Origin of the sequence: Halomonas sp. N3-2A (assembly GCF_002216165.1) — a bacterium.
Classification (GTDB): Bacteria; Pseudomonadota; Gammaproteobacteria; order Pseudomonadales; family Halomonadaceae; genus Vreelandella.
This window is the reverse complement of the sequence record NZ_CP022286.1, coordinates 3,255,239-3,281,033: the sequence shown is the minus strand read 5'-3', so window position 1 is coordinate 3,281,033 and position 25,795 is coordinate 3,255,239. Positions and strand designations below refer to the sequence as shown.

The window sequence follows — 25,795 nt, the reverse complement described above, 5'->3', positions numbered from 1 at the left end:
CAACGTCACCGAAGAACTGACGGTGGCCAACAACACCACTATCAATGAAGGTGGCATTACCACCAACAACGTCGATATCACCGAAAACCTCACGGTGGCAGGTGAGACCCAACTAGGCGACAACTTCGTCGTAACCAACGAAGGCAATGTCACCTACGATGGCGATATCACCGAAGGCAACCACATCACCAACAAGCAGTACGTGGATAACTCAGTGACCGAGTTGGGCGATACGCCACTGACGTTTGGTGCCAACGAAGGTGAAGACACTGAGCGCCGTTTGGGCGATCGTCTCGACATCGTGGGCGAAGCCGATGATGAAGGTCACAGCAACATCATCACCAAGGTGACTAATGAAGAAACACTGGAGTTGGCGCTGAATGCCGACTTGAACGTCGACAACAGCATCACCGTGGGCGAGACTTTTATTGATGGTGACAGCGTTACCACCAATAACATGACGGTGAACGAGAGCCTGACGGTTGAGGGTGACACCTATCTGAACGAGAACCTATACGTCGACGGCAGCACCACTATCAACGAAAACTTGACGGTAGAAGGCACCACCCAACTGGGCGATAACTTCTTCGTTAACAACGAAGGTAACATCACCTACGACGGCGACGTCACCGAGAACAACCACATCACCAACAAGCAGTATGTGGATAACACGGTCAGCGAAGTGGCGGATACACCGTTAACGTTTGGTGCTGATGAAGGTGAAGACACTGAACGCCGCTTGGGCGACCGTATTGATATTGTGGGCGAAGCCGATGATGAAGGTCACAGCAACATCATTACCAAAGTGACTGATGAAGAAACACTGGAATTGGCTCTGAATGCTGACTTGAACGTCGACAACAGCATCACCGTGGGCGAGACCTTTATTGATGGTGACAGTGTTACCACCAATAACATGACGGTGAATGAGAGCCTGACGGTGGAAGGTATCACTCAACTGGGCGATAACTTCTTAGTTAACAACGAGGGTAACGTCACCTACGACGGAGACATCACTGAAAACAACCACATCACCAACAAGAGCTACGTTGATAACAGCGTGACTAAGTTGGGGGATACGCCGCTGACGTTTGGTGCTGATGAAGGTGATGACACTGAACGCCGATTGGGCGACCGTCTCGATATCGTAGGCGAAGCCGGTGACGAGGGGCACAGCAACATCATCACCAAGCTGAGCGATGATGAGACGTTGGAATTGGCGCTAAACGATGATCTGCAAGTAGGTAATAGCATCACCGTCAGTGAAAGTGGTCCTGTCATTAGTGTCGAGGGTATCGATATGAGTGATACTAAGATCACTAACTTGGCAGAAGGCGATGTATCTGCGGATAGTAAAGATGCAGTTAATGGTTCTCAGCTTTATCAGCTAGAAAGCATCGTGACGAACGTGACTGGCGATATTAGTAATGAATATATTACTGAAAATGGCTTAGGTATTCGCTACGTGCGCACCAACGACACTGGACTTGAAGTAAGCGATGCCTTTGCCCAAGGAGAAGGTTCCACCGCCGTGGGCTACGAGGCTGTGGCCTCTGCAGATCGCGCACTGGCGATGGGCTACGACGCTATTGCCTCGCATCAAGGTAGCGTAGCGCTAGGGGAAGGCGCTCGCACTGCAGAAGCGGTTGGTACCGCATCGGTAGACATTGCAGGCCAAACGTACCAGTTTGCAGGTGCTTCTCCCGTCGCCACCGTCAGCGTTGGCAGTGTGGGCAGCGAGCGCACCATCACCAACGTGGCGGCAGGGCGTATCACCGCGGATAGCACCGATGCCATTAATGGTAGCCAGCTCTATGCCGCGATGGACTTTATGGGCAGCCTGGATGATCGTCTGACGATTGTTGAAGGTGACACGGGTGGCGGTGGCGCAGACGGCGCTGTCATGTATGACCGCGATGACAACGGTGATATCAACTACGACAGCGTTACGCTGGCAGGTGAAGATGGCACCAAGCTGACGAACGTTGCGGATGGCGATATCAGCAATGATAGCTCCGATGCGATTAACGGCAGCCAGTTGCACGATACCAACCAGAATGTGGCTAACAATACCACCAATATTGTTGACAACAGCCAGCGTATTACCAACAACGAAGGGAATATCGCCGACAACAGCCAGCGTATTACCACGAATGAAAACAGCATCACGGATATCAACGAAACGCTGGGGCTAGGGTTGAACTTTGGCGCTGATGAAGGTGATACGGTTAACCGCCAGCTGGGTGATACGGTGGCGATCACCGGTGATGACAATATCACGACCAAGACAACCGATGACGGTGTACAGATAACGATGAACCGTGATTTGGATGTAGATAGTGTCACCACCGGCAACACCACGGTTAATAACGACGGTGTGAGCATTAAAGATGGCCCGAGCATGACGGTTAACGGCATTGATGCGGGTGGCACCACTATCACCAACGTCGCACCGGGTGTTAATGAGAGCGATGCGGTCAATGTAGGGCAGATGAACGAGCTTGGCCGTCGCTTCCAGAACGAGATCGTCAACGTGCATGGTCGTATCGACAGCGTCGAACGCAACGCGAATGCGGGCTCTGCCAGTGCGATTGCCGCTTCCACGGTGCCGCAAGCCTGGATGCCCGGTAAGAGCATGATTGGTGTCGGGGCAGGTACTTATGGCGGTGAGTCGGCGGTATCGGTCGGTATCTCGCGCCTTTCTGACAATGGTCGCTGGGTGATTCAAGGCAAGGTGACGGGTGACTCGCAAAGCAACTTCGGCGCAGGTATTGGCGCTGGCTGGCACTGGTAAAGGAGAACGACGTGAACAACCTTCGTAACACAATGATGAACAAGGCGGCCCTTGGGGCCGCCAGTATCGCCGCCGTTCTCGTTTTAGCGGGCTGTGCTAGCTCGCCTAACAGCGACCGTGCAGAGCTAGGTGAAGTGGATGATGGCTTTCCAGCGCTAGCGGACAACTGGTATGACGGGGGCCAGTTTGTCGATCCGGATAGCGTGCTGCGCATTGCAGAAGGGCAAAGCAAAGAGCAAGTACGGCAGCTCATTGGTAACCCCCATTACGCGGAAGGGTTCTTTGGGGTGCGGGAGTGGAACTACGTGTTTAACCTGTACACGGGGAATGGCAATGAGTACCTCACCTGCCAATACCAAGTGCACTATGGCGATGACATGACGTTAGAAAGCACCCGTTGGCGAAATGCACAGTGCCCGGCGTTACTGATACCCATTGAAGTAGAAGAGATCGCCGCAGAGCCGCGCGAAGAGAAATTAACCTTATCAGGTGACGTGTTATTTGATTTTGATAGCGACACGCTAACGTTAGAAGGGCAGCGAACCGTCGATCAGGTAACTCAGGCAATTACAAATGACTTTGTAAATCCGAGTATATCGATTGCGGGTTATACAGACCGCTTTGGTAATGAAGCTTATAACTTAGCATTATCTAACTCTCGTGCTGAGACCGTGGGAGCCCGTATGGCAACCCGAGGTGTGCACCGCTCAAATATTATGACGGCTGGCCATGGTATGGCAGATCCTGTTGTTGAGTGCCCAGGGAGGATTGCAACGCCAAGTGTGACTGAGTGTTTGCGACCGAATAGACGAGTTGAAATCACGGTTACTGAGACGTCTCGTTAGTTGCTAATTTAGTTAATTAGTACTAAAAATTAATTACTAATGGTGGGGGATGTTACCCCCTGCCTTTTAAAAACTAGAAACTAGGAACTTAATAATGAAGTATGTTGGCTATCTCACGACGTTCGTAGCAGCAGTTGTGGCGGCAGTTGGTCTATCTGTATTCAGTATGGGAGTCATGGCGGAGCAGCAAGAGCAACAGCAACCAGCTAAGGAGTCAGTGGATCAAAGCTCGATATGTGTAGCAGTAAGTGACGAACAAGCGCTAGAGTGTCCGGAAGGTGGCCTATTTTTAGCACGTTTGGTCGTTAGTGAAAATGACTTGCAAAACCCACTGTTACTTGAAAACCGTGTGCTTAACACCATGGCTCTTTTCTGTGATACCAACTTTGAAATTCAACATACAAACACGGGTGTACTTTGTGTACTGACCCATGAGCGTGTCGGTATGCCAGCTGAAGATGTTAACGCTATTGAAGCAGTTGAAGAAGAGTCAGTTGCAGAAGAGTCAGTTGAAGACTGATATCTCATCGTAAATTGAAATAATATTATTGCTTTAATCTAATAAATTAATTAAAGAGGTCGTTTTATATGAGCAAACAGCGTGCGACAGGTTCAGCAAAAAGCAGTGCAGTTAGTAAAAGTGAAGCCACTCAAAACGACAAAAACGTAACTGCTAACGAAAGTGAATCTGCGGTTGCCGTCGGTGAGCAAGCAGCACAGCCAACGGTCACGATAGACGGTAAAAAGTACACGCTTGAAAGCCTGGGACAACAGGGGCGCGAACAGCTTCAGAACTTGCGAGTAACTGATCAAGAACTACAGCGTTTACAAGATCAACTGGCTATTACGCAAACGGCTCGTAATACTTATGCCCGTATTTTGGCAGAAGTGACGCAGTCGGTAACGCCAGTGAAGTAATCTTGTAAGCTGTGAGATTGCTCAATTTTGTTGAATGCCCGGTAGGCGAGAGTCTATCGGGCTTTTGTGAAGGAAGGCCTAAGTATGAGGATACTACCCTGGTTGAGCCTTGTTTTTGTCGGGATTAGCACGCTAGCCAGTGCGGATTATGAGGCAGGGCTTAACGAATACCAACGTGGTCATTACGCCTCCGCTATTCATGAGTGGCGTACGGCTGCTGAGCGAGGTGATGGGCAGTCTCAGTTTGCGCTAGGCATGATGTTTGAGCGTGGTGAAGGGATTAGCGAAGATAAGAATGAGGCCTATAAGTGGTATCGTTTAGCGGCGGATAACGGAGAGTCTGATGCTCAAATGCGTCTTGCTGAGTTATTTCTACGCGAAGAAGTTGACGGTAAGGGGCCTGCAGATGCTGTGGAGTGGCTCGAAAAAGCCGCAGAGGCGAACGATGCAGCAGCGCAATTTCAGCTAGGGCTGCTATATCTTGAAGGGGTGGGAGTAGAGGAAGACCCTTCCCTGGCAGCGCGTTGGTTTGAGCTTGCGGCCGAACAAGGGCATGTGCCTGCTCAGAATAATCTTGGTAGCCTTTATGAGAATGGACGCGGTGTAGGGCAAAGCTTTAGCCGAGCATTTGAATGGTACGACCGAGCTGCTAAACAGAATGATCCCTTTGCCCAGAATAATCTGGGGGCTTTGTATGCCCGAGGCCGCGGTGTCGATCGCAATTATGCGTGGGCGGTGTTCTGGTTTGCGAATGCGGCGCGAGGCGGTAACGAGTTAGCGCTGGGTAATATTAGGGAAAGTCGCGAACACCTTGAGCAAAAAACGGTAGCTGCTAGCCGTATTAATATTCGTGCGGGTAATGGCACAGATCATCAGCGTATTACCCAGTTGGAGCAGGGGGCTATAGTCTATGTACTGGGCAGTGTAGATGGCTGGAGCCACATTTATTTTGAGGGCGAGCAGGGGCCGATGTTGGGATGGGTATCTAATACGCTAATTGAATAATTTTTTTGATATGAATTAGTGTTGTTTGAGCAGCAAGTACATTACTGAGCGTACCTTTGCGCATTGAAAATGGTGGCGTTATGAATATAAGAAACAGCGGGAGTCGCCTGAAAGCTAAGTCGCTGCTGCAGCGTTTTTCAAGCGTTGTGTTCGGGAGTGTTTTTTTACTGATAGGGAGCCTTTCCTACGCATCTGATACTCACCAAGTGATGCCAGGCGATACACTTTGGGACATCTCCGAATATTATTATGGCACGCCTGACGAGTGGCCTACTTTGCAGCAAGTGAATGCGATCGCTGATCCCTTCAAACTGCAGCCTGATACCATGGTGGAGCTCAATGCTCTCGACCCTTTTCCTTTGTCAGTTCTATACCGTTCGGGCGATGCATGGTTAGTCGAAGAGAGCGGTGAAAATCTTTTAAAGAGTGGAGACCTTATTGAGGTCGGCTCTGTTATTCAAACTGGCCCAGGCTCTTCCTTGACCGTTCAAATGCGTGACGGAGCTAGAGCGGTGGTACCCTCTAATTCACGCATTGTGTTAAAGCGTGAAGGAGAGAGAGGCATCACGTTTCAATTAGAGCAAGGAGAGGTAGAGTCATATGTGCCGAAAAATCGCATGCGCAGGCGAGCATACAATATAGAAACAACGGCGGGCGTCCTAGGTGTGCGTGGTACTCACTTTCGGGCAAGCTATGCAGGTGAAGCACTGCTGACGTCGGTTTATGAGGGGAATGTTGCTGCTCAACACCGGGTGAATACTGCAGAAGCCTCAATAGATGAGGGCGAAGGGGCACGTGTTGATAGAGAAGGTGGTATCCAAGTAGTACCGCTATTACCGCCGCCAGAGGGCGTGGCTATCAATTCGCTTTCAAATGAGTCTATACAAGTAGATATTTCGTCACCTATTCAGGGGCAGACTTTCAGAGCGCAAATAGCAAGTGATCCAAACTTTTTAACGATAATACGTGATCAGCTATCTCAGAGCAGCCAGATACAGTTCGACCCACTCCCACCGGGGTTCTATCATTTACGAATAGCCGCTATAGATGAGCTTGGTATTGAAGGTGAGAGCGCTATTTTCGTTATTCATCATCATGGTGATCAAGTATCCGTTAAACAAGAGGAAGACGCGTGGATATTCGAGTGGTTCCATAAAGCACAAACAAACTATCGCTTGCAGCTAGCAGCAGATCATGAGTTTACGCAGGTTTTATTAAACTATGAGCCTCAAAATAACGGTCCTTTGAGGATAAGCCGTCTGCCAGGCAACGAGATATTCTGGCGTGTTGTCAGCTTAGATGAACGTACAAATATGACCGTTGTTCTCGATACTGGGACACTAAGGAGCCTCTGATTAACGTTATGAGCGCAGGCCAGACAAGGCAAAAATCAACGAAAAAGCGCAGTTTACGGAGTGTAAATGAGCGTTTTGATCGGACTCGCGCACGAGATGATTTTTAACGCAGTATGGACAAGCGCAATAGTTAATCAGAGGTTTCCTAAATGACTCAGGGAAGTAACCTTTCGAGAGCATTGCACCGGCGGTTTGTGATGACATGGTGTGTGATGGGCAGCTTGTTACTGCCCATTGCTTTTTTTCTTTATAGTTTGTCTCCCTTTTTGTCTGATAATTTTTTTTACGATGCTTGGCTTTCCAAGCAATCAGAGCCACCCTCTGACGATATTTTAGTTGTAGCGATTGATGAACCTAGTTTACATGCATTGAGACGTTGGCCCTGGTCTAGAGATGTTCACACACAGCTAATTGATCAGTTGAACGCAGGGGGGGTGAAATCGATTGTTTTGGACATCCTTTTAGTTGAGCCAAGTCGGCTACCTGAAGAGGATCGGCGGCTTGCTGACGCGATGCATCGCCATGGCAGCACTTATTTACCTATGGCACTCCTTCCTGAATCGATGCTGGAAGGTAGGGCACGAGATGTATTAATCCCTCCCCCTCCATTATTATCTGCCGCCAAAGGCGTTGGGCATATCAATGTGATGCTTGATGCTGATGGCGTAGCTCGGTCAGTGGAGCTGTTGATTGAGCGCGGTGATGATGTCTGGCCACAGCTAATGACCCTTCTTGTGGATCCAGAAAAAAAGGCAGGGCGTGAGATATCATCAAACTGGCCAACTGAGGCGATAAGAATACCATTTCGTGGTCCATCTGGCTCATATCCGACCGTTTCTTACCATGATGTATTAATGGGGTATGTACCCGCTTCTTTGCTCCAAGGTCGCACTGTCTTAGTAGGCATGACTGCTCTTGGTTTGGGCGATCGTTACAATGTGTCGTTATTGTCTTCAGGTTTAATGCCAGGTGTTGAGGTACATGCTCACTTACTCGATGCCCTGCGAAATGAAACTTATATACGCGAAGTAGACCGCTGGATAGGGGCATTTTTAGCAAGCTTGCCTATTGTTGTCTTAATGCTAATGGCCTGGTGGCTAAGGTTTCGTTATTTACTATTAGTGGTGCTATCACTTGGTGCTGGGGTGTTGTGCGCTTCTCTAGTTGCGCTGAGTTTTAGGTGGTGGTGGCCTCCTTTTGCGAGCTTAATAGCATTGGGGGTCGCTATCATTGCCATTGTGTGGCAAAGCCAGGCAGCTTTACTTTCTTGGTTTAAGCGCGAGCTGGAATTGTTATACCAAGAACCGTCTATCTTGCCCTTTAGGCAGCCTGATGATATTCGAGGTGAGGGTGGAAAGCTTTATCAGCAGTCTCAAGCGCTTGAGTTTGCGCTAGGACGAATTGTAGAAGGGCGGCGATTTATATTAGATGCAATGCACTCATTACCGCTCCCTATCTTTATACTAAATAAGAAGGGAGAGGTGCTGCTGGCAAATAAAAAAGCATTGGCGATTTGTTGTAAGGAAGGGAAACATGCCATTGAGCATATTGATGCTTTGCCATCCTTTCTAACCTTTGAAGAAGAACGAGGTTTTTCGACTATATGGCCGCCCGAGCCAACTGGCATGAGTGACGTCAACGGTATTCAAATAGGTGGCTTATGTACTGACAGAGATGAGCATACGTATCGGCTGGAAATGGGGGAGTTATCTACAACGACAAATAGTGCTGCTGGAGGCTGGTTGGTCTGGCTGGTTGACCTGACGAGTGAAGTAGAAGCTGAAGCACAACGATCTAGTATGCTTAGTTTCTTGTCACATGACATGAAAGCTCCTCAGGCAAGAGCGCTAGCATTTCTAGAAGCCCAAAAAGATCCAGCGTCGGCCACGACACAAGCTAATTTCTATAATCATTTGGAACAGTGCCTCACGATGGGGCTTGGGATGATTAATGACTTTATTAACTTAACACGAGTTAAGTCATTTGACTTGAAAAGAGAGTTTGTGCTCTTTGAAGATGTTGTTATGGAGGTACTCGATCAAGTTTATCCGCTAGCGAAAGTGAAAGATATTAAACTAGTCAGTGAGCTGCAAGATGAAGACGGGGCTCCTGTATTGGGCGATAAAGGCTACCTTGCAAGATCGGTATTTAACTTAATTGAAAATGCTGTTAAGTATACACTGTCTGGTGGCGAGGTTAATGTTCTTGTGTGTCGACAAGGTAAGTGGGTTGTGCTGCAGGTTTCTGATACTGGTGTTGGTATTGAGCCCGAAGAGATTAATAATATTTTTGACGACTTTACGCGCAGCGATAAAGATAGCGTGGCGGAAGGGCATGGCCTCGGACTGGCATTGGTGAAAACGGTAGTCGCTAAGCATGGCGGTGAGATTTACTGTGAAAGTGAATTTGGTAAAGGCAGTCAATTTACCATGAAGCTACCTTCTTGTGAGTTGTGAGTTGTGAGTTGTGAGTTGTGAGTTGTGAGTTGTGAGTTGTGAGTTGTCGAAGTGCCAATTGTTAGTTGTTTTTTTGAATGTTGATGATATAAACGACGTTGCCTAGCTCAGGCATCTGTTGTACTTGAAAGCGAATATTGACATCTCTTAACTGCATGCCATATTCCCGTTCTAGTTGATCCTGATGGTAGGCGGGTCGTGGGTCTTGGCCTAATACTTGAGTAATGAGCCGCCTTAAGTCACTAGCATCTGCGCGTTGAGCGAGCGCTGTTTCGGCCGCTGAGGAGAATTCTACAGGGTAGAAAGGTGGCGGTGCTGGGGCAAAGCCTGAGCGTGCATTCGGAACGGCTTCAGTCCAAGGCAGGTAAGGTTTGATATCCACTACAGGTGTACCTGTCATTAAATCTGCTCCTTTGAGCAGTAGGCTTACACCATTGTGCGTATCAATACCCACTAGCTCAACAAGTGATAGCCCTAAACGATTAGGCCGATGTGTGCTACGACTCGCGAAGACCCCTATTTTTTTATTGCCACCCAGTCGGGGAGGGCGTACAAGGGGAGCCCACTCTTCGGGACTGCGGTGAAAAATAAAGCTGATCCATAAGTGGCTAAATGCTTCTAGTCCACGAACGCTTAATGGTGTGTTGAAGGGGGGCGTTAATACCAGTGTCGCTTTCGCTGCCGTCGCTAGTCCTGGTTGGCGAGGAATGCCAAACTTATCAGGGTAGTCGCTTTCAATATAACCTATAGGGTTGATGGCAAATGACTCATTTATGGATATATCGTGCATGACACACCTTACGTGTAGATAAAAACGAAGTATAAAGCAGTCAAGCATCGAGTTGGGGTGCAATGACACCTTAAGGTGCGATGGTACGACGCGAAAAGATAAATAGTGGAGTTGTATATATGCTAAGTACTAATGTGACAAGTACTAACGCGACAAGTACTAACGCGAGCCAAACACCTTCTGCGCCCACTCCACGAATTATCTATCGTGAAGGGTTTGCCCGTGATGCAGCTGACCAAGCAGAGGTGTTTTATCACGCTGTGATGCAGGGCGCCGCTTCCCATTATGGTGTAGACGAACGCCGAGCTTGGGCGAGTGCTCTGCCACGCGAGGCAAGCGCCTGGGCGGCCAGACAAACGCTTTATACTACATTGGTCGCCAGCTGTGATGGGCGATGTGTAGGGTTTTTAGAGCTGGATGTTGCGGCCAAACGTATAGAGACACTTTATGTGTGGCCTTCACTGACTGGACGTGGGATCGGTACCACACTGTTGATACACGCTGAACGTATGTTGCTTGAGCAGGGCGTCTCGAGTGTAGAAATTGAAGCAAGTTTAGTGCTTTATGAACGTTTGATTCGCCGAGGTTTTAGCAACCTCGGCGAGCAGTGGGTAGAGCGCAGTGGCGAACTTTTGAAACGCTATCGCTTAGTCAAAAAGCTCAACGCTGTCGAAACCTGAGCACATCAAACGTCGAAGGTGTGGGTAATACGCATCGATAAATCGATCGATTTTAGGTCTTTGGTAAGTGCGCCGCTGGAAATACAGTCAACACCGGTATCGGCAATTGCCTTTAATGTTGCTGCGCCGACATTGCCAGAGGCCTCAAGTGTTGCTCGCCCACCGTTTATTTCGACGGCTACATGCAAGTCTTCTAAGGCGAAATTATCAAGCATAATAATGTCTGCCTTTGCGGCGAGTGCTTGATCAAGCTCCTCAAACGTTTCCACCTCTACCTCTACTGGCAGGTCACTTGCCAGTTTACGAGCTTGCTCAACGGCTGCCTGAATACCGCCACAAGCAGTAATATGATTCTCTTTAATTAAGAAGGCATCCCACAATCCAATGCGATGATTATGTCCACCGCCACAGGTGACTGCGTACTTTTGGGCTAGGCGCATTCCAGGCAACGTTTTACGCGTATCGAGTAGACGGACATTAGTGCCTTCAATTAAATCAACGTAATGTCGTGTTGAAGTAGCCGTGGCAGACAATGTTTGCAGCATATTTAGCGCCGCTCGCTCACCGGTCAGTAGGCTGCGAGCAGGCCCTTCTAGCTCTAAAAAACACTGATCTGCTTGAAGAGAGTCGCCGTCTGCTGCCTGCCAACGTAGCGTAACGCGGTTATCTAACCGTCGAAAAATCTCGTCTACCCAGGCAACACCACAAAGTACTGCGGGTTCACGCGTAATGATGCTGGCGGTTGCCCATTGGTTCTCAGGGATTAGCTGCGCTGTAATATCGCCAGGGCCAATGTCCTCAGCTAGTAAGCGGGCTGCGCTAGCGCGTATCTCGTCGGCAAGAGCGTTTTCATAATGCATGGCGGTGCGTTCTCTAGGCGTTATTGGGTGTGTTGGGCATTATAGTGAAAGAGAACGCCAACGTAGAGGAGAGTGTATCTGTTATGAAAAGTACAGCCTTTGAGGGGCAGTGGCCAAGCGCTAGACAAGTGGCATCACCCAACTGCGATCAGCGCCCCAATAGTGAGGTCTCGCTACTGCTTATTCATGCGATTAGTTTGCCGCCCGGCCAGTTTAGTGGTGATGCCATTGAAGCGCTGTTTACTAACCAGCTAAATTCAGCAGAGCACCCCTTTTTTGCTGAGATTGCACATCTTAGGGTATCGGCTCACTTTCTGATTCGCCGCGATGGCGAGTGCTTACAGTTTGTTGATACAGATCATCGCGCTTGGCATGCCGGGCGTTCATTCTGGTTGGATCCGTATCAAAAGGCGTGGCGAACAGCCTTAAATGACTTTTCAGTGGGTATTGAATTGGAAGGTGACGACGTGACCCCCTTTACCAAAGCGCAATATCAAAGGTTAGTAGCGGTAACTCAGTGGCTAATAGCGCGCTACCCACAGCTGGATAAGTCGCGTATTACCGGTCATGCCCACGTGGCTCCACTGCGTAAAACTGATCCAGGGCCAGCCTTTGATTGGGCTTATTATTTTCAGCAGTTAGATGCTTAGCGCCGGGCTAATAAATTCGTCAAAGAACGTTGTAAACTTAATTAAGTGCTTCACTCGTAAGTAAATAAAACGGTAGTTTGGCTACATTTTTGAGCGTTTGGTAGATGCATCTAAAGTCTTACTGTTTTTTTATGTTGCGGTGCAATAGTCTGTTTTCGATAGCCTTTTAGGGCTTGCTGGAATTGGCAGAGTGACGACTTTGCGGTATCTTCTCATATACAAAAGGCTAACTTTTACGACAATTGTGTAGCTTTACTACATCGAAAAGTACGTAGCTTGTTGAATGTAGAAAGAAAACATCTACACGGCGCTTAGGCGTCGGCGTTTTATCGGCCTGTGGTGGCTAAACACCGCAGCCGCCCCAGGCCCTAAGGGTTGGCGGGGCTCATTGTCATTTATCGTCATTCGGAGAGACCTCTATGAGTCTGGAGACAAGAGAAGATCTCGATCCGCTCGAAACCACGGAGTGGCTGGAATCCCTGGAATCAGTACTGGATCGTGAGGGCGAAGATCGTGCCCGCTACCTGATGACCCGCTTGGCGGATCGCCTGCGCCGGGACGGGATGAAGGTACCCTTCTCGGTGACAACCCCGCACCGGAATACGATCCCTGTGCATCGCGAAGCACCGATGCCCGGCGATCTGTTTATGGAGCGCCGCATTCGGTCGTTGATTCGTTACAACGCCATTGCCCAGGTCATCCGTAATAACCGCGCCAACCCCGGGCTGGGCGGCCACATTGCCAGCTTTATGTCGTCAGCCACGCTGTACGATGTCGGCTTTAACCACTTCTTCCGCGCCCCCAAAGGCGATTTTGAAGGCGACCTGATTTACATCCAGGGCCACGTTGCCCCGGGGATTTACGCGCGTTCCTACTTGGAAGGCCGTTTATCAGAAGAGCAAATGGACAAATTCCGTCGCGAAGTCGATGGCGATGGCCTCTCTTCCTACCCGCACCCGTGGCTGATGCCGGACTACTGGCAGTTCCCCACGGTGTCCATGGGCCTTGGCCCGATTCAGGCCATCTATCAAGCCCACGTGATGAAGTACCTGCATCACCGTGAGCTGAAAGACATGTACGACCGTAAAATCTGGTGTTTCATGGGCGACGGCGAGTGTGATGAGCCAGAGTCACTGGGCGCCATTTCCCTGGCCGGGCGTGAAAACCTCGATAACCTGATCTTCGTTATCAATTGCAACCTGCAGCGCTTGGACGGTCCGGTTCGCGGCAACTCCCGCGTCATGGACGAGTTCGAAGGCGTGTTCCGTGGTGCCGGCTGGAACGTCATCAAGGTCGTCTGGGGGCGTCACTGGGATCCGCTGTTCGAGAAGGACAAGAAAGGCATCCTGCAAAAACGCATGGATGAAGCGGTCGACGGTGAGTACCAGAACTACAAGGCCAACGGCGGTTCGTACACCCGTGAGCACTTCTTCGGTAAGTACCCCGAAACCGAAGCGATGGTCAACGACCTGTCTGATGAAGACATCTGGAAGCTCAACCGCGGTGGCCACGACCCGTTCAAGGTCTACGCGGCCTACCACGAAGCGGTCAACCAGACCAACGGTAAGCCCACGGTCATTTTGGCGCACACCGTCAAAGGCTACGGCATGGGCAGCGGCGATGGCGAAGCCGCCAACGAGTCCCACCAGGTCAAGAGCATGGAGTACGAGGCGTTGCGTAAATTCCGCGACCGCTTCGGTATTCCGCTTGGCGCACACCGTCAAAGGCTACGGCATGGGCAGCGGCGATGGCGAAGCCGCCAACGAGTCCCACCAGGTCAAGAGCATGGAGTACGAGGCGTTGCGTAAATTCCGCGACCGCTTCGGTATTCCGCTCACCGACGAGCAGCTTAAAGATGTGCCCTATTACAAGCCGGAAGAAGACTCTCCCGAGCTGAAATACATGCACCTGCAGCGGGAACGCTTAAACGGCTACCTGCCGAGCCGCCGCAGTGACTTTGAGGCGCTGGAGATCCCCAGCCTGGAAGACAAAACCTTTGCCTCGCAAATGGTCGGCTCCAAAGGGCGCGAAGTCTCGACCACCATGGCGTTCGTGCGCGTGCTGAACGGGCTGGTGAAGGATAAGAAGCTCGGCAAACATGTCGTGCCGATTATTCCTGACGAAGCGCGTACCTTCGGCATGGAAGGCATGTTCCGTCAGCTTGGCATCTACACCTCGGAAGGTCAGAAGTATGAGCCGGTCGATAAAGGCCAGATCATGTTCTACCGCGAGGACCAGAAAGGCCAGATTCTCGAAGAAGGGATTAGTGAAGCCGGTGCCATGTCCGCATGGATTGCCGCCGCGACGTCCTACAGCAACAACAACGTCACCCTGCTGCCGTTCTACGTCTACTACTCGATGTTCGGCTTCCAGCGCATTGGTGACTTGGCCTGGGCGGCGGGTGACCTGCAAGCCCGCGGCTTTATGGTCGGCGGCACACAGCAACAACAACGTCACCCTGCTGCCGTTCTACGTCTACTACTCGATGTTCGGCTTCCAGCGCATTGGTGACTTGGCCTGGGCGGCGGGTGACCTGCAAGCCCGCGGCTTTATGGTCGGCGGCACTGCCGGGCGTACCACGCTCAACGGTGAAGGCCTGCAGCACCAGGATGGCCACAGCTTGATTCAAGCCTCCACCATCCCCAACTGCCGCAGCTACGACCCGACCTACGCCCACGAAGTGGCCGTCATCCTCCAGGATGGTCTGAAGCGCATGTTCTCCGATAAAGAGAACTGCTTCTACTACCTGACGGTGATGAACGAAAACTACGAGCACCCCGCGCTTGAGAGCGTGCCCACCGACGATATCGTCAAAGGCATGTACCTGCTCAACGAAACGCAGGGCGACAAAGGCCGCGTACAACTGATGGGCTCCGGCACTATCCTGCGCGAAGTCGAAGCCGCCGCGGAGCTGTTGGCCAACGACTGGGGCATTGGCGCGGATATCTGGAGCGTGACCAGCTTTAACGAGCTGCGCCGCGAAGCGCTGCTGCTGGAGCGTGAAGGCTTCCTGAACCCGGACGCTGAGGCCAACAAGCCCCACGTGACGAAGTGCCTGGAAGGCCGTGACGGCCCGGTGATTGCCTCCACCGACTACATGAAGCTCTACGCCGACCAGGTGCGTGCCTGGGTGCCCAGCGAGTACACCGTGCTGGGCACGGACGGCTTTGGCCGTTCCGACACCCGCGAGAAGCTGCGCTACTTCTTTGAAGTAGACCGCTACTTCGTCACCGTGGCGGCGCTACGCGCGCTGGCAGACCGCGGTGAGCTTGATCGCAAGCACGTCGGCGAGGCGCTGAAGAAGTATGGCATTGATGCCAACAAGCCGAACCCGCTGACCAGCTAAACCGCTGCCCGGCGGGCAAACGCCCGCCGGCTCGATCCGATTTGGAAGGAGCGCGACCTTGAGTAGCGAAATCATCAAAGTTCCCGATATCGGTGGCGATACCGATGTCGAAATCATCGAGATTGCGGTGTCAGAAGGCGACGTCATTGAAGCGGAAGACACCCTAATCACCCTGGAATCTGACAAAGCCAGCATGGACGTCCCGGCCCCGAAAGGCGGCAAGGTGCTCAAAGTGCTGGTCAAAGAAGGCGATAGCGTCTCCGAAGGCGACGACATCGTTGAGCTGGAGGTTGAAGGCGGCACAGACGGTGGCGAAGAGACGTCAGCCCCCGCGTCTGACAGCCAGCCCAACGACGCGCCAGCGAAACAGGACAAACCGACGCAGGAAGCAGCCCCTGCACCGGCAGCGAAGAAAGCCAGCGGCGGCAAGCAAACGGTCGATATTAAAGTGCCTGACCTGGGCGGTTCCGACAGCGTTGAAATCATCGAAGTCGCGGTCAGCGCCGGTGATGAGGTCAACGCCGAAGACACCCTGATCACCCTGGAGTCGGATAAAGCCTCCATGGACGTGCCCAGCCCGCACGGCGGTAAGATCGTTGCGCTCACGGTAAAAGAAGGCGATAGCGTCTCGGAAGGCGACGTGATCGGCCAGATGGAAATCGCTGGCGAAGACGGTGATGCATCGGCTGAAGAAGATGCATCGCAGGCCGCTAGCCAAGCCAGCAGCGAGCCGCAAGCCGCTGCTGAAGAACCGGCCGTTGAAGAAGATAGCGGTAGCGGTGAGCCTGAGCGCAAAGAGATTCGTGTACCTGACTTGTCAGGTTCTTCTGACGTGCCGATTATCGAAATTGGTGTGGCGGCAGGTGATGAGGTCAACGAAGAAGACCCTCTTATCACTCTGGAATCTGACAAAGCGTCGATGGACGTGCCGAGCCCTTACAAAGGCAAGCTCTTAGAGCTTACTGTGAAAGAGGGTGACACCGTCTCTGAAGGCGATGTGATTGGTTATATAGAAGTAGCGGGTGCCAAGAAGGCAGCCCCTAAAAAAGCGGCGCCGGAGAAAGCTCAGTCCTCTAGTGCCAGTCAGTCAAGTGCGAAGCCTGCCGCTTCACCAGAAGGCACGCCTAGCCCTGAAGCGCAGATGGCCTCTCATAAGCCCCGCGATGGGAAACTGGTGCACGCTGGCCCCGCCGTTCGGATGCTGGCACGTGAGCTCGGCGTAGACCTCGGTCTTGTTAAGCCTAGTGGCCCGAAAGATCGGGTGCTGAAAGAGGATGTGCAGGCCTACGTGAAGCAGGCCATTGCCAACCAAGGTAAAGCACAAACAGCGGCTGCCCCTGCGGCGAGTGGTGGTGCGGGTATTCCCGCGATACCGGAAGTTGACTTCAGTCAGTTTGGCGACATAGAAGAGAAGCCGATGGGTCGCCTGCTCAAGATGGGCGCGACCAATCTGCACCGCAGCTGGCTCAATGTGCCTCACGTGACGCAGTTCGATGAGGCCGACATTACCGAGCTTGAAAGCTTCCGTAAGGCCATGAAAGCCGAGGCTGATGCCCAGGGCGCCAAGCTGACACCGTTGCCGTTTATGGTCAAAGCCTGTGCCTTTGCACTGCGTAAATTCCCCCAGTTCAACGTCAGCCTGAAAGGCGACGGCGAAACGCTGGTATGGAAAAACTACGTGCATATCGGGATTGCCGTGGATACGCCTGACGGCCTGATGGTGCCGGTAGTGCGCAACGCCGATAAGAAATCCTTGATCGAGATAGCCAAGGAGATGGCGGAGCTAGGCAAGAAAGCGCAAACCAAGAAGCTTAAGCGTGATGAGATGACCGGTGGCTGCTTCACCATTTCGAGCCTTGGCTCGATTGGTGGAACCGCGTTCACACCGATTGTTAATGCGCCGGAAGTGGCGATCCTGGGAGTGTCGAAAGCGCAGATGAAACCGGTATGGGATGGCAGCGCCTTCCAACCGCGCTTAATGATGCCGCTCTCGCTCTCCTACGATCACCGGGCGATTAACGGTGCGGATGCCGCCCGCTTTACGGCCTTCCTGGCCGATGTGCTGACGGATATTCGCCGATTACTGCTGTAATCGTCTCGCAGTAAGCCACAAGCGGCGCCCAATAGGGCGCCGCTTGTGTTTAAAACAGTTCAGTAGGTCTGCAAAGAAGGGGTGACCAAAGTACAAGAAATTGCCACCTGACTGTTTTTGCTTAAGAAAATGTTAAAAAAATGCGTTATCAGGCTTTTGGGGAGTTGTGTCATCCGAACGGCACGGTTATTGTCAGTCCATTATTCAAAAATTATTCATATCTAACGACTAACATTCAAGGAGCAGTGCCATGCGTTTAATCCTGTTGGGTGCCCCCGGCGCGGGGAAGGGGACTCAGGCTCAGTTTATCTGTGAGCAATTTAAGATCCCTCAGATTTCCACCGGGGATATGCTGCGCGCGGCCATCAAGGACGGTACCGAATTGGGGCTCAAAGTAAAAGAGATTATGAATAGCGGCGGTTTGGTGTCCGACGATGTCATTATCGATCTTGTTAAAGAGCGTATTAGCCAACCCGACTGTGAAAATGGTTTCTTGTTCGATGGTTTTCCGCGCACCATCCCGCAAGCCGATGCGATGAAAGAGGCTGGCGTTAAGCTGGACCACGTGTTGGAAATTGCCGTACCAGACGAAGAAATTGTTAGCCGTCTTGCGGGGCGTCGTGTGCATCCGGCATCTGGGCGTGTTTACCATGTCGACCATAATCCGCCCAAAGAGCCGGGTAAAGATGATGTGACTGGGGAAGCGCTGATTCAGCGTGAAGATGATCAAGAGTCTACCGTGCGCAACCGTCTGTCGGTTTATCACGACCAAACCGCACCGTTGGTAGACTATTATCAGCAGTGGGCGAAAGAAGACCCTGAGGCCGCGCCGCAGTATCATCGCGTAGAAGGCGTAGGCAGCGTGGCTGACATTACTCGGCAAGTGAAAGAAGCGCTTTGCTAAGTAGCACATGCTAGTGAATGTCACGATGGCCCGCAGGTTACCTGCGGGCCATCGTCGTTGAGGCCGCGTAAAGGTATAATGACGGTCTATTTTATGGAGTGCAGAATCGATGTCATCGTTATACCTTCTCGCACTGGACGCATCTTCTAGTGCCTGCTCTGCGGCTTTATTGCGCCAGCAGGGTAGCCAGCGTGAATGCTTGGCGCGTTTCGAGATGACGCCAAGGGCCCATACCCGGCGCTTAATGCCGATGGTGGATGACATTCTCGCTGAGGCCAATATTTCTACGCAGCAGCTAGATGCGGTTGCGTTTGGGCGTGGCCCTGGTTCATTCACCGGCTTGCGCATCGCTGCCGGTGCAGCGCAAGGCTTGGCGTTTGGGCTGGATCGTCCATTGTTGGGTATTTCCACCTTGGAAGCGCTCGCGCTTCAGGCCCATCGCCGCTACCATTTTCGTCATGTAGTGACCGCGTTAGATGCCCGTATGGGCGAAATCTATGCGGCTACTTGGCACTGTTTAAATGACGCGCTTAGCTTGCAAAGTGACGAAGTGGTCGTGGCGCCTGCTAACTTTCATTTGCCCGCGGAGGAGACCGACTGGGTAGGCGTGGGCTCGGGGTTTACGCTGTGGGATGACTTTGCGTTAAGCCTACAAACCAACATGTCTCAGCACCTCACTGACCTTGAGCCACGGGCCGAAGAGATGGCATGGCTCGCCGCTCGTGATTTGGAAGCGGGGTTGGGTCAGGCAGCCCATGAAGCACAGCCAGTTTATTTGCGCAACGACGTGGCCTGGAAAAAGCCAGCATGAGCCACACGGTAAGCCCAGAGACGCTTGTGCTGCCTTCGGGGTTAGCGCTTAGCTACGTTGATGGCCAATTGGCACTGTCAGGTGATGAGCGCCAATACGGAAAACCGCTTAGCGTGGATTTTGCCGCTGGAAAGGCAGCCCATCGCCGTCAGTTTGGTGGTGGTCGCGGGCAGTTAGTGGCAAAAGCCTGTGGGCTTGCTAAAGGCATCACACCTAACGTCGTGGATGCCACGGCTGGTTTGGGTCGGGATGCATTTGTACTGGCAAGCCTGGGCGCAAATGTCTTATTAATTGAACGTGTCGCGGCGATTGCCGCGCTGCTTCAGGATGGCCTCGCGCGTGCCGCAAGAACAGAGTCGACAGCAGAGATTGCCTTGCGTATGACGCTCCGCCATGGTGATGCCGCTGAGCAGTTGGCTGCTCTTGTGGAAAGCGCAGCTTTTGATCCTGAGGTTATTCATCTTGATCCGATGTTTCCGCACCGTGAGAAGTCGGCGTTGGTCAAAAAAGAGATGCGCTTGTTTCGAGAGCTGGCGGGAGATGACGATGATGCACCGCGCTTATTAGAAGCAGCGCTGGATGTAGCGACGCATCGAGTAGTGGTCAAGCGACCCCGTAAAGCACCCCCTATCGGCGGCCCCGCGCCGCAGCATACGCTGGAAGGTAAAACGAGCCGGTACGATTTGTACGTCCATCGTTCGCTAACTCGTCGCTGAGCCGTTTCATCAAGAGAAGGAGTCTCTATGCAGCACGTGTGGCGTGAAGGCAACCGCACGACTCTGTTGCCGGAAGCAACGCGATTTTTGCCAGCTATGTTTGATGCGGTTAGTCAAGCGGAGTACTACGTGCTGGTGGAGCTCTACTTGATGGAGTCAGGTAAGTTAGCCAGCCAGATGAGTAATGCGTTGATCGACGCTGCTGAGCGCGGTGTAAAGGTGTATTTGCTGCTCGATGGTTATGGCTCTATGGGATTGGAGCACCGTGACCGCACACGCCTAGAGCAAGCAGGTGTCGCATTACGGTTCTTTAATCCCATCGGTTTTCACTCGCTGGCTCGCAACTTAAGCCGTGACCATCGCAAAATTGTTGTCGTGGATGGAGAGATTGCGTTTACCGGCGGATTTGGCGCGGTGGATGAGTTTCTGGAAGCATGGTACGAAATTGCGGTGCGCATCGAAGGCCCGGTGGTTGCTGATTGGGAAGGGCTTTTTCGCCGCTTATGGCGCTCCCGGTTAACACGGCAAGCAGGTGGTGGGCGGGCTAGCGCGGCGTTGCCGCCACAGCGGACAGCCGTACATTATACTGATGGCATACGCGGCCGAGTGATGTCAGCGAGGGGGTATCGCTACCAAGCTATTCGCCACTCGCTCCATGCGCGGGTAAATCAGGCAAACAAGCGGCTTTGGCTATGTACACCTTATTTTGTGCCGACCTTCACGCTGCGCCGACGCCTGATTCGGGCAGCACGACGTGGCGTGGATGTTTGTTTACTATTACCGGGCAGTAAACATGACCACCCAGGCGTGCGCTATGCAGGACAACGGTTTTACCAAGCGTTGTTAAAAGCCGGCGTGCGGATTTTTGAGTTCCAGCCCACGTTTATTCATGCCAAGTTTGTGTTAGCCGATGACTGGGTCAGTCTTGGCTCATGTAACTTCGACCATTGGAATCTGCACTGGAACCTTGAAGCTAATCAAGAAGTAGAAAACCAAGCCTTCGCCAAACAAGTTCAATCGCTGTTTGAGCGTAACTTTGCTGCCAGCCAAGAAGTCGATGCTGCCGCCTGGGCCGCACGGTCCTGGCGGCAGCGAGCCCGAGAGTGGGTCTATGGCGTAGTGGATGGTATTGTCACCCGCCTTAAATAATGCGCGGTTAGCAATCGGCTATCGACGCTTTTTACCTTTGGCCGGGGTTTTCTTGCGTGGCTTAGGTTTCGGCGTTTCGGGGGGCACGCGGTAGTGAAGATAAAGATCCAGGACTAATTCTGGCAATTGAGCAACAAAGGTTTCCTGACTGGCCTGATCTTGGGCCATCTCAGCCATTTCTGGCTCATCATCGAATAAACCTGAGAGCGACATAAAGGGCAGCAGTAGCGTGGCGGCAGCCTCTTCGTCATCTTGAAACCATGCGCTTTCGTCGCTAAAGACACCTTCCATAAACCCCGCGCACCAGTCGCCGATAGGCGTTTCTTCAGCGGGGATGCCATCGAGCGTTAGCTCGAAGGGTAGCTCTGGTAAACCACCTTGTTCAAGCACTGCGACGGCGTTGTCACGTAGCAGTGTTAACAGTTGGATAATCTCGTCTCGCTCGGCATCATCCCGATAACTTGGCTCTCCCTGAAACAGCTCAGCTAGCCATTGACTGGTGGGTAATTCGCTAGGGGCAACTGCCAGCGCCACTAAAAAGCCATGGGCAGAGATAAGATCCAGCGCATCTTCGCCGACCTGCTCTGAGTCGAGAAAGTCATCCAATCGATCAAGTTGCTCGTCATCAAGTAGCGGCTGAGGTGGGGTGGTATTGGGCGACGTTGCTGCGGGAACGTTATTGCGCTCTGCCATAAGGGGCCTCATCATAAAAATCGTCTTTGAGAAAAAGATGTTGATCGGCAACACTCGTTGGCAACATCGTTACTGGTTAGTTTATCACTAATGAAGACTTTACCACTGCCCCCATGGCCTGCTGAAAAACTTGCAACACTCTCTTCAGAGGCGCTCATGCACGCCGTGCGAGACAGAACTGATGAAGCGTTAAGACGCTGCCAAGAAGTCTATCCTGCGCTGCCAGCGCCAAAGGTGTGGTTCGACCTAAAAGGTGCCTCAGCAGGGCAGGCCCATCTAGGGCGTGGCGGGCTGCGTTTTAATCCTGTTTTACTGAGCAATAATCGGCAGGCGTTTTTTGACGAGGTGATTCCCCATGAAATGGCGCATTGGTTAGTCTTTCATTTAGCCAATGGCACGCGGCTCAAACCGCATGGTCGAGAATGGCAAGCCGTCATGCGAGACCTGTTTGGCCTTGAGCCTAAGGTGACTCATCGCTTTGATGTTCAGGATGCCCAGTCTCGGCCATATTATTATCAATGTGGCTGTCAAACGCATTGTTTCACAGCCAGGCGTCATTCTTTAGTGGTAAAGGGGCGTCGCTATCGCTGCCGCCATTGTGATCAGACCTTGGTCTACAGTGCTTTTAGAAAACCTTGAAAGTGTTTTAACTTATTGTTTTTAATATTGAAAATGTTAATACCAATGTCTAAAGGGAAGCCGGCGTTGGGAGGTTTATGCTAGGTAAATATTAAGCGCGTCGGTGCGACTAATAATAATACCGACACCATTTTCTAGAGAGTGCAATTTCACGGACAGAGGCAACTTCATGAGCGAGCATAAAAACGTCTATCCAGTGCGCGATAGTATCGCTGCCAGTGCATGGGCTGATAAAGATAAATATGCGGCAATGTATCAGCAGTCCATGGACGACCCGGAGAGTTTCTGGGCTGAGCAAGCAAAGCGTCTGGATTGGATCAAGACGCCAACCAAGATTAAAAACACCTCCTTTGCACGCGATAATGTTGATATTCGCTGGTTTGAAGATGGTGAGCTAAACGTTAGCGCCAACTGTCTAGATCGCCACTTGGAGAAGCGTGGCGACCAAACGGCGATTATCTGGGAAGGGGATAACCCTAACGATTCAAAACACATTACTTACCGCGAGCTTTATGAGCGCACTAACCAGCTGGCCAACGGCCTGAAGTCGCTGGGAGTTAACAAAGGCGATACAGTGACGCTGTATATGCCGATGATTCCCGAGGCGGCCATGGCCATGTTGGCATGTGCCCGTATTGGTGCAGTGCACTCTGTTGTGTTTGGCGGCTTTTCGCCGGACGCAGTAGCTCAGCGGGTCATTGGTGCTGATTCTAAACTGGTGATCACAGCTGATGAGTCAGTGCGTGGTGGTAAACACGTGCCCCTTAAGGAGAACGTCGATTCAGCGTTGACGCGTAACGGCACCGATGTATGTAAAAACGTATTGGTGGTGAAGCGTACAGGCGGTGATATTGATTGGCAGGAAGGTCGTGACATTTGGTTTGACGAGCTGGTGGATAAGCAGTCTACCGAATGCCCAGTTGAGGCCATGAATGCTGAAGACCCGCTGTTTATTCTCTATACCTCTGGGTCAACCGGTGCGCCTAAGGGCTTAAAGCATACCACTGGCGGCTACCTGACCTACGCCGCGATGACCCATCAGTACGTTTTCGACTATCAAGAAGGCGAAGTTTACTGGTGTACAGCGGATGTCGGCTGGGTGACGGGCCATAGCTATATCGTGTACGGGCCGCTTGCCAATGGTGCAACCACGCTAATGTTTGAAGGCGTACCGAGTTATCCAAGCCATGGCCGCATGGGCGAAATTGTCGATAAACATCAGGTCAATATCCTCTATACCGCGCCTACCGCTGTCCGTGCCTTAATGGCGCATGGTGATAACGTGATGGACTCTAGCAAACGCGATTCACTGCGCTTGCTGGGTTCTGTGGGCGAACCTATCAATCCAGAAGCCTGGGAGTGGTTCTATCGCGTTATTGGCAATGAGCAGTGTCCTATTGTGGACACCTGGTGGCAAACCGAAACGGGCGGCATTATGATCGCGCCACTTCCCGGCGCTACTGATCTAAAGCCTGGTTCTGCGACAACGCCCTTCTTTGGTGTGAACCCCGCGCTGGTGGATAATGAAGGCCATAAATTAGAAGGCGAGACGGAAGGCAATCTAGTCATTCTCGACTCCTGGCCGGGCCAAGCGCGCTCCATTTGGGGCGACCACGAACGCTTTGTACAAACCTACTTCTCTACTTACGACGGCATGTATTTTACTGGGGATGGCTGTCGTCGGGATGAGGATGGCTATTACTGGATTACAGGACGGGTTGACGACGTGCTTAACGTCTCAGGCCACCGTATGGGCACTGCTGAAATAGAGTCGTCTCTGGTTGCTCACTCGGCAGTGGCAGAAGCCGCCGTCGTTGGCTTCCCGCACGATATTAAGGGCCAGGGCATCTATATCTATGTAACGCTCAATGATGATGTTGATCCCACGGATGAACTCAAGAAAGAGCTAACTCAATGGGTGCGTAAAGATATTGGCCCGATTGCATCGCCAGATGTAATTCAGTGGGCGCCAGGGCTGCCAAAAACACGTTCTGGTAAAATTATGCGGCGCATTTTACGTAAAATTGCAGCTAATGAGTGTGACGGCCTGGGAGATACCAGCACGCTGGCTGATCCGTCGGTGGTGGACGAACTCATCGAGCATCGTGCCAACCAGTAATGCTCTTTGCCCCCAGTTATCTTTCTAATGGGGGCACTTTTAAATGACGGATGTCATTCATTTGCTATGTTAAATAAGGCAAACTGGACAGATCCGTTGCAGTGCCGGCCATGGAGCCGGCACTGTTATTTCTGTTTGGATGACGTATCTATGACAAATAGTGCATGTGATGCTTGGGAATGACGAAGCCCATGGGGTACCATGCTTCAACCGTATGAGCCTAGCGTCGCGGCGGTAGTCAACCCCGCTGCTCGAGGAACCGGAGGAATATCCATGGCAGTAGCCCATAAGTTTATCGTCGCAGACGACCATCCGCTGTTTCGTGCAGCGCTCACTCAGGCGTTGCGCCAGTTAGCCCCCCAGGCTGAGATTGTCGAAGCCGACACCATGGAAGCCACCACTGAGGTCGTTAATCGACATCCTGATGCTGATTTGATTTTGCTAGACCTCCATATGCCAGGAGCGCATGGCTTCTCAGGTTTGATTCAATTGCGTGGCCAGATGCCCGATATTCCGGTGGCGGTTGTTTCAGGCAGTGACGAGCCCTATGTAGTACGTCGTGCAATCGATTATGGCGCGTCAGGCTTTATTCCTAAATCTTCCTCGCTACAGTTGATTGCTGAAGCGGTGGGGGAAATTCTGCAAGGGGAAGTTTGGCTGCCAGAAGCGTTGGCGAACGTCTTAGATGAAACCAGCGAAGAAGAGTCGCGTTTTGCGGAGGCAATTGCCTCGCTGACGCCGCAGCAGTTTCGTGTGCTCAATATGCTGACGGAAGGCTTGCTAAATAAACAGATCGCCTATGAGCTTAGCGTCTCAGAAGCCACTATTAAGGCCCACGTGACGGCTATTCTGCGCAAGCTGGGAGTGCACTCGCGCACCCAGGCTGTTATTGCTGCTCAGAAACTTGAAGTGGAACCGCCGAAAGTTTCTTCTTGAAGGGTAAGTTGGATTCCCGATAACCCCCTTCGGGAAT

At 51.9% G+C, this 25,795-nt stretch carries 20 protein-coding genes and 3 pseudogenes; 20 read left to right on the top strand and 3 right to left on the bottom strand.

All coding sequences use genetic code 11. The annotated features are described in order from the left end of the window. From CEK60_RS15305 to CEK60_RS15275, 7 genes are all read left to right on the top strand, one after another. Window positions 1-2,794, top strand: a 2,794-nt coding sequence (locus CEK60_RS15305; protein WP_198361372.1) for a YadA-like family protein, incomplete at its 5' end; no start/stop codon positions are given. 11 nt (window positions 2,795-2,805) lie between these two features. Further along, window positions 2,806-3,639 carry an OmpA family protein gene (locus tag CEK60_RS15300; protein WP_089039762.1) on the top strand — a complete coding sequence of 278 codons (834 nt, stop codon included), beginning with the start codon at window positions 2,806-2,808 and terminating at the stop codon, window positions 3,637-3,639. 94 nt (window positions 3,640-3,733) lie between these two features. Continuing rightward, window positions 3,734-4,159, top strand: a complete 426-nt coding sequence (locus CEK60_RS15295) for a hypothetical protein (RefSeq protein ID WP_089039761.1) — start codon at window positions 3,734-3,736, stop codon at window positions 4,157-4,159. A gap of 68 nt (window positions 4,160-4,227) precedes the next feature. Continuing rightward, window positions 4,228-4,557, top strand: coding sequence for a DUF6447 family protein (locus tag CEK60_RS22715; protein ID WP_213017642.1), 330 nt, complete (start codon window positions 4,228-4,230; stop codon window positions 4,555-4,557). Window positions 4,558-4,641: 84 nt separating this feature from the next. Continuing rightward, window positions 4,642-5,562, top strand: a complete 921-nt coding sequence (locus CEK60_RS15285) for an SH3 domain-containing protein (protein WP_089039760.1) — start codon at window positions 4,642-4,644, stop codon at window positions 5,560-5,562. 56 nt (window positions 5,563-5,618) lie between these two features. Then, complete coding sequence (locus CEK60_RS15280) at window positions 5,619-6,917, top strand: FecR domain-containing protein (protein WP_089039759.1); 1,299 nt, start codon at window positions 5,619-5,621, stop codon at window positions 6,915-6,917. Window positions 6,918-7,066: 149 nt separating this feature from the next. Then, complete coding sequence (locus CEK60_RS15275) at window positions 7,067-9,373, top strand: CHASE2 domain-containing protein (RefSeq protein WP_089039758.1); 2,307 nt, start codon at window positions 7,067-7,069, stop codon at window positions 9,371-9,373. 61 nt (window positions 9,374-9,434) lie between these two features. On the opposite strand, the gene tsaA is transcribed toward CEK60_RS15275, so the two are convergent. After that, window positions 9,435-10,163 carry a tRNA (N6-threonylcarbamoyladenosine(37)-N6)-methyltransferase TrmO gene (gene tsaA / locus CEK60_RS15270; RefSeq protein WP_089039757.1) on the bottom strand — a complete coding sequence of 243 codons (729 nt, stop codon included), beginning with the start codon at window positions 10,161-10,163 and terminating at the stop codon, window positions 9,435-9,437. A 119-nt stretch (window positions 10,164-10,282) separates the two neighbouring features. Between tsaA and CEK60_RS15265 the strand changes: the two genes are divergently transcribed. Beyond that, the gene (locus CEK60_RS15265; RefSeq protein ID WP_089039756.1) at window positions 10,283-10,843 is read left to right on the top strand and encodes a GNAT family N-acetyltransferase; all 561 of its coding nucleotides are present in this window, start codon (window positions 10,283-10,285) and stop codon (window positions 10,841-10,843) included. 5 nt (window positions 10,844-10,848) lie between these two features. On the opposite strand, the gene nadC is transcribed toward CEK60_RS15265, so the two are convergent. Then, window positions 10,849-11,703 (bottom strand): carboxylating nicotinate-nucleotide diphosphorylase, encoded by an 855-nt coding sequence (gene nadC / locus CEK60_RS15260; protein WP_089039755.1) that lies wholly within the window; start codon window positions 11,701-11,703, stop codon window positions 10,849-10,851. Window positions 11,704-11,786: 83 nt separating this feature from the next. Between nadC and ampD the strand changes: the two genes are divergently transcribed. From ampD to CEK60_RS15215, 9 genes and pseudogenes are all read left to right on the top strand, one after another. After that, entirely contained in the window at window positions 11,787-12,353 is a 567-nt protein-coding gene (ampD, locus tag CEK60_RS15255; protein ID WP_089039754.1) for a 1,6-anhydro-N-acetylmuramyl-L-alanine amidase AmpD, read from the top strand. Between the two features lie 419 nt (window positions 12,354-12,772). Continuing rightward, window positions 12,773-14,035 (top strand): annotated as a pseudogene (gene aceE, locus CEK60_RS15250) (pyruvate dehydrogenase (acetyl-transferring), homodimeric type); the annotation flags it as partial. 25 nt (window positions 14,036-14,060) lie between these two features. Further along, window positions 14,061-14,792: pseudogene (gene aceE / locus CEK60_RS22905) on the top strand (pyruvate dehydrogenase (acetyl-transferring), homodimeric type); the annotation flags it as partial. A gap of 112 nt (window positions 14,793-14,904) precedes the next feature. Beyond that, window positions 14,905-15,699: pseudogene (locus tag CEK60_RS15240) on the top strand (transketolase-like TK C-terminal-containing protein); the annotation flags it as partial. A 58-nt stretch (window positions 15,700-15,757) separates the two neighbouring features. Beyond that, a complete protein-coding gene (gene aceF, locus CEK60_RS15235) occupies window positions 15,758-17,791 on the top strand; it encodes a pyruvate dehydrogenase complex dihydrolipoyllysine-residue acetyltransferase (RefSeq protein ID WP_089039752.1) in 2,034 nt (677 codons plus the stop codon). A 250-nt stretch (window positions 17,792-18,041) separates the two neighbouring features. Continuing rightward, window positions 18,042-18,695: an adenylate kinase gene (adk, locus tag CEK60_RS15230; protein WP_089039751.1), complete on the top strand. Its 654-nt coding sequence runs from the start codon at window positions 18,042-18,044 to the stop codon at window positions 18,693-18,695. Window positions 18,696-18,804: 109 nt separating this feature from the next. Beyond that, window positions 18,805-19,506, top strand: coding sequence for a tRNA (adenosine(37)-N6)-threonylcarbamoyltransferase complex dimerization subunit type 1 TsaB (tsaB, locus tag CEK60_RS15225; protein WP_089039750.1), 702 nt, complete (start codon window positions 18,805-18,807; stop codon window positions 19,504-19,506). Then, window positions 19,503-20,222, top strand: a complete 720-nt coding sequence (locus CEK60_RS15220) for a class I SAM-dependent methyltransferase (protein WP_089039749.1) — start codon at window positions 19,503-19,505, stop codon at window positions 20,220-20,222. The genes tsaB and CEK60_RS15220 overlap by 4 nt, the downstream gene beginning before the upstream one ends. A gap of 27 nt (window positions 20,223-20,249) precedes the next feature. Further along, entirely contained in the window at window positions 20,250-21,371 is a 1,122-nt protein-coding gene (locus CEK60_RS15215; RefSeq protein ID WP_089039748.1) for a phospholipase D-like domain-containing protein, read from the top strand. 18 nt (window positions 21,372-21,389) lie between these two features. Here the strand turns inward: CEK60_RS15215 and CEK60_RS15210 are convergent, their stop codons facing one another. Then, the gene (locus CEK60_RS15210; RefSeq protein WP_089039747.1) at window positions 21,390-22,064 is read right to left on the bottom strand and encodes a YecA/YgfB family protein; all 675 of its coding nucleotides are present in this window, start codon (window positions 22,062-22,064) and stop codon (window positions 21,390-21,392) included. Window positions 22,065-22,154: 90 nt separating this feature from the next. Here CEK60_RS15210 and CEK60_RS15205 point away from each other — a divergent pair, with 90 nt between their 5' ends. From CEK60_RS15205 to CEK60_RS15195, 3 genes are all read left to right on the top strand, one after another. Then, a complete protein-coding gene (locus CEK60_RS15205) occupies window positions 22,155-22,703 on the top strand; it encodes a SprT family zinc-dependent metalloprotease (RefSeq protein ID WP_193061853.1) in 549 nt (182 codons plus the stop codon). A 169-nt stretch (window positions 22,704-22,872) separates the two neighbouring features. Continuing rightward, window positions 22,873-24,822: an acetate--CoA ligase gene (gene acs, locus CEK60_RS15200; protein ID WP_089039745.1), complete on the top strand. Its 1,950-nt coding sequence runs from the start codon at window positions 22,873-22,875 to the stop codon at window positions 24,820-24,822. Window positions 24,823-25,095: 273 nt separating this feature from the next. Continuing rightward, window positions 25,096-25,758, top strand: a complete 663-nt coding sequence (locus tag CEK60_RS15195) for a response regulator (protein ID WP_009721286.1) — start codon at window positions 25,096-25,098, stop codon at window positions 25,756-25,758. The last annotated feature ends 37 nt before the right edge of the window (window positions 25,759-25,795 follow it).

Bases quoted from the DNA above. Each gene is read 5' to 3' on its own strand.
- CEK60_RS15215 (WP_089039748.1), top strand. From the start codon at position 20,250: ATGCAGCACGTGTGGCGTGAAGGCAACCGCACGACTCTGTTGCCGGAA.
- ampD (WP_089039754.1), top strand. From the start codon at position 11,787: ATGAAAAGTACAGCCTTTGAGGGGCAGTGGCCAAGCGCTAGACAAGTG.
- tsaB (WP_089039750.1), top strand. From the start codon at position 18,805: ATGTCATCGTTATACCTTCTCGCACTGGACGCATCTTCTAGTGCCTGC.
- CEK60_RS15220 (WP_089039749.1), top strand. From the start codon at position 19,503: ATGAGCCACACGGTAAGCCCAGAGACGCTTGTGCTGCCTTCGGGGTTA.
- adk (WP_089039751.1), top strand. From the start codon at position 18,042: ATGCGTTTAATCCTGTTGGGTGCCCCCGGCGCGGGGAAGGGGACTCAG.
- CEK60_RS15205 (WP_193061853.1), top strand. From the start codon at position 22,155: ATGAAGACTTTACCACTGCCCCCATGGCCTGCTGAAAAACTTGCAACA.
- CEK60_RS15210 (WP_089039747.1), bottom strand. From the start codon at position 22,064: ATGGCAGAGCGCAATAACGTTCCCGCAGCAACGTCGCCCAATACCACC.
- acs (WP_089039745.1), top strand. From the start codon at position 22,873: ATGAGCGAGCATAAAAACGTCTATCCAGTGCGCGATAGTATCGCTGCC.
- CEK60_RS15295 (WP_089039761.1), top strand. From the start codon at position 3,734: ATGAAGTATGTTGGCTATCTCACGACGTTCGTAGCAGCAGTTGTGGCG.
- CEK60_RS15265 (WP_089039756.1), top strand. From the start codon at position 10,283: ATGCTAAGTACTAATGTGACAAGTACTAACGCGACAAGTACTAACGCG.
- nadC (WP_089039755.1), bottom strand. From the start codon at position 11,703: ATGCATTATGAAAACGCTCTTGCCGACGAGATACGCGCTAGCGCAGCC.
- CEK60_RS22715 (WP_213017642.1), top strand. From the start codon at position 4,228: ATGAGCAAACAGCGTGCGACAGGTTCAGCAAAAAGCAGTGCAGTTAGT.
- CEK60_RS15285 (WP_089039760.1), top strand. From the start codon at position 4,642: ATGAGGATACTACCCTGGTTGAGCCTTGTTTTTGTCGGGATTAGCACG.
- CEK60_RS15195 (WP_009721286.1), top strand. From the start codon at position 25,096: ATGGCAGTAGCCCATAAGTTTATCGTCGCAGACGACCATCCGCTGTTT.
- CEK60_RS15275 (WP_089039758.1), top strand. From the start codon at position 7,067: ATGACTCAGGGAAGTAACCTTTCGAGAGCATTGCACCGGCGGTTTGTG.
- tsaA (WP_089039757.1), bottom strand. From the start codon at position 10,163: ATGCACGATATATCCATAAATGAGTCATTTGCCATCAACCCTATAGGT.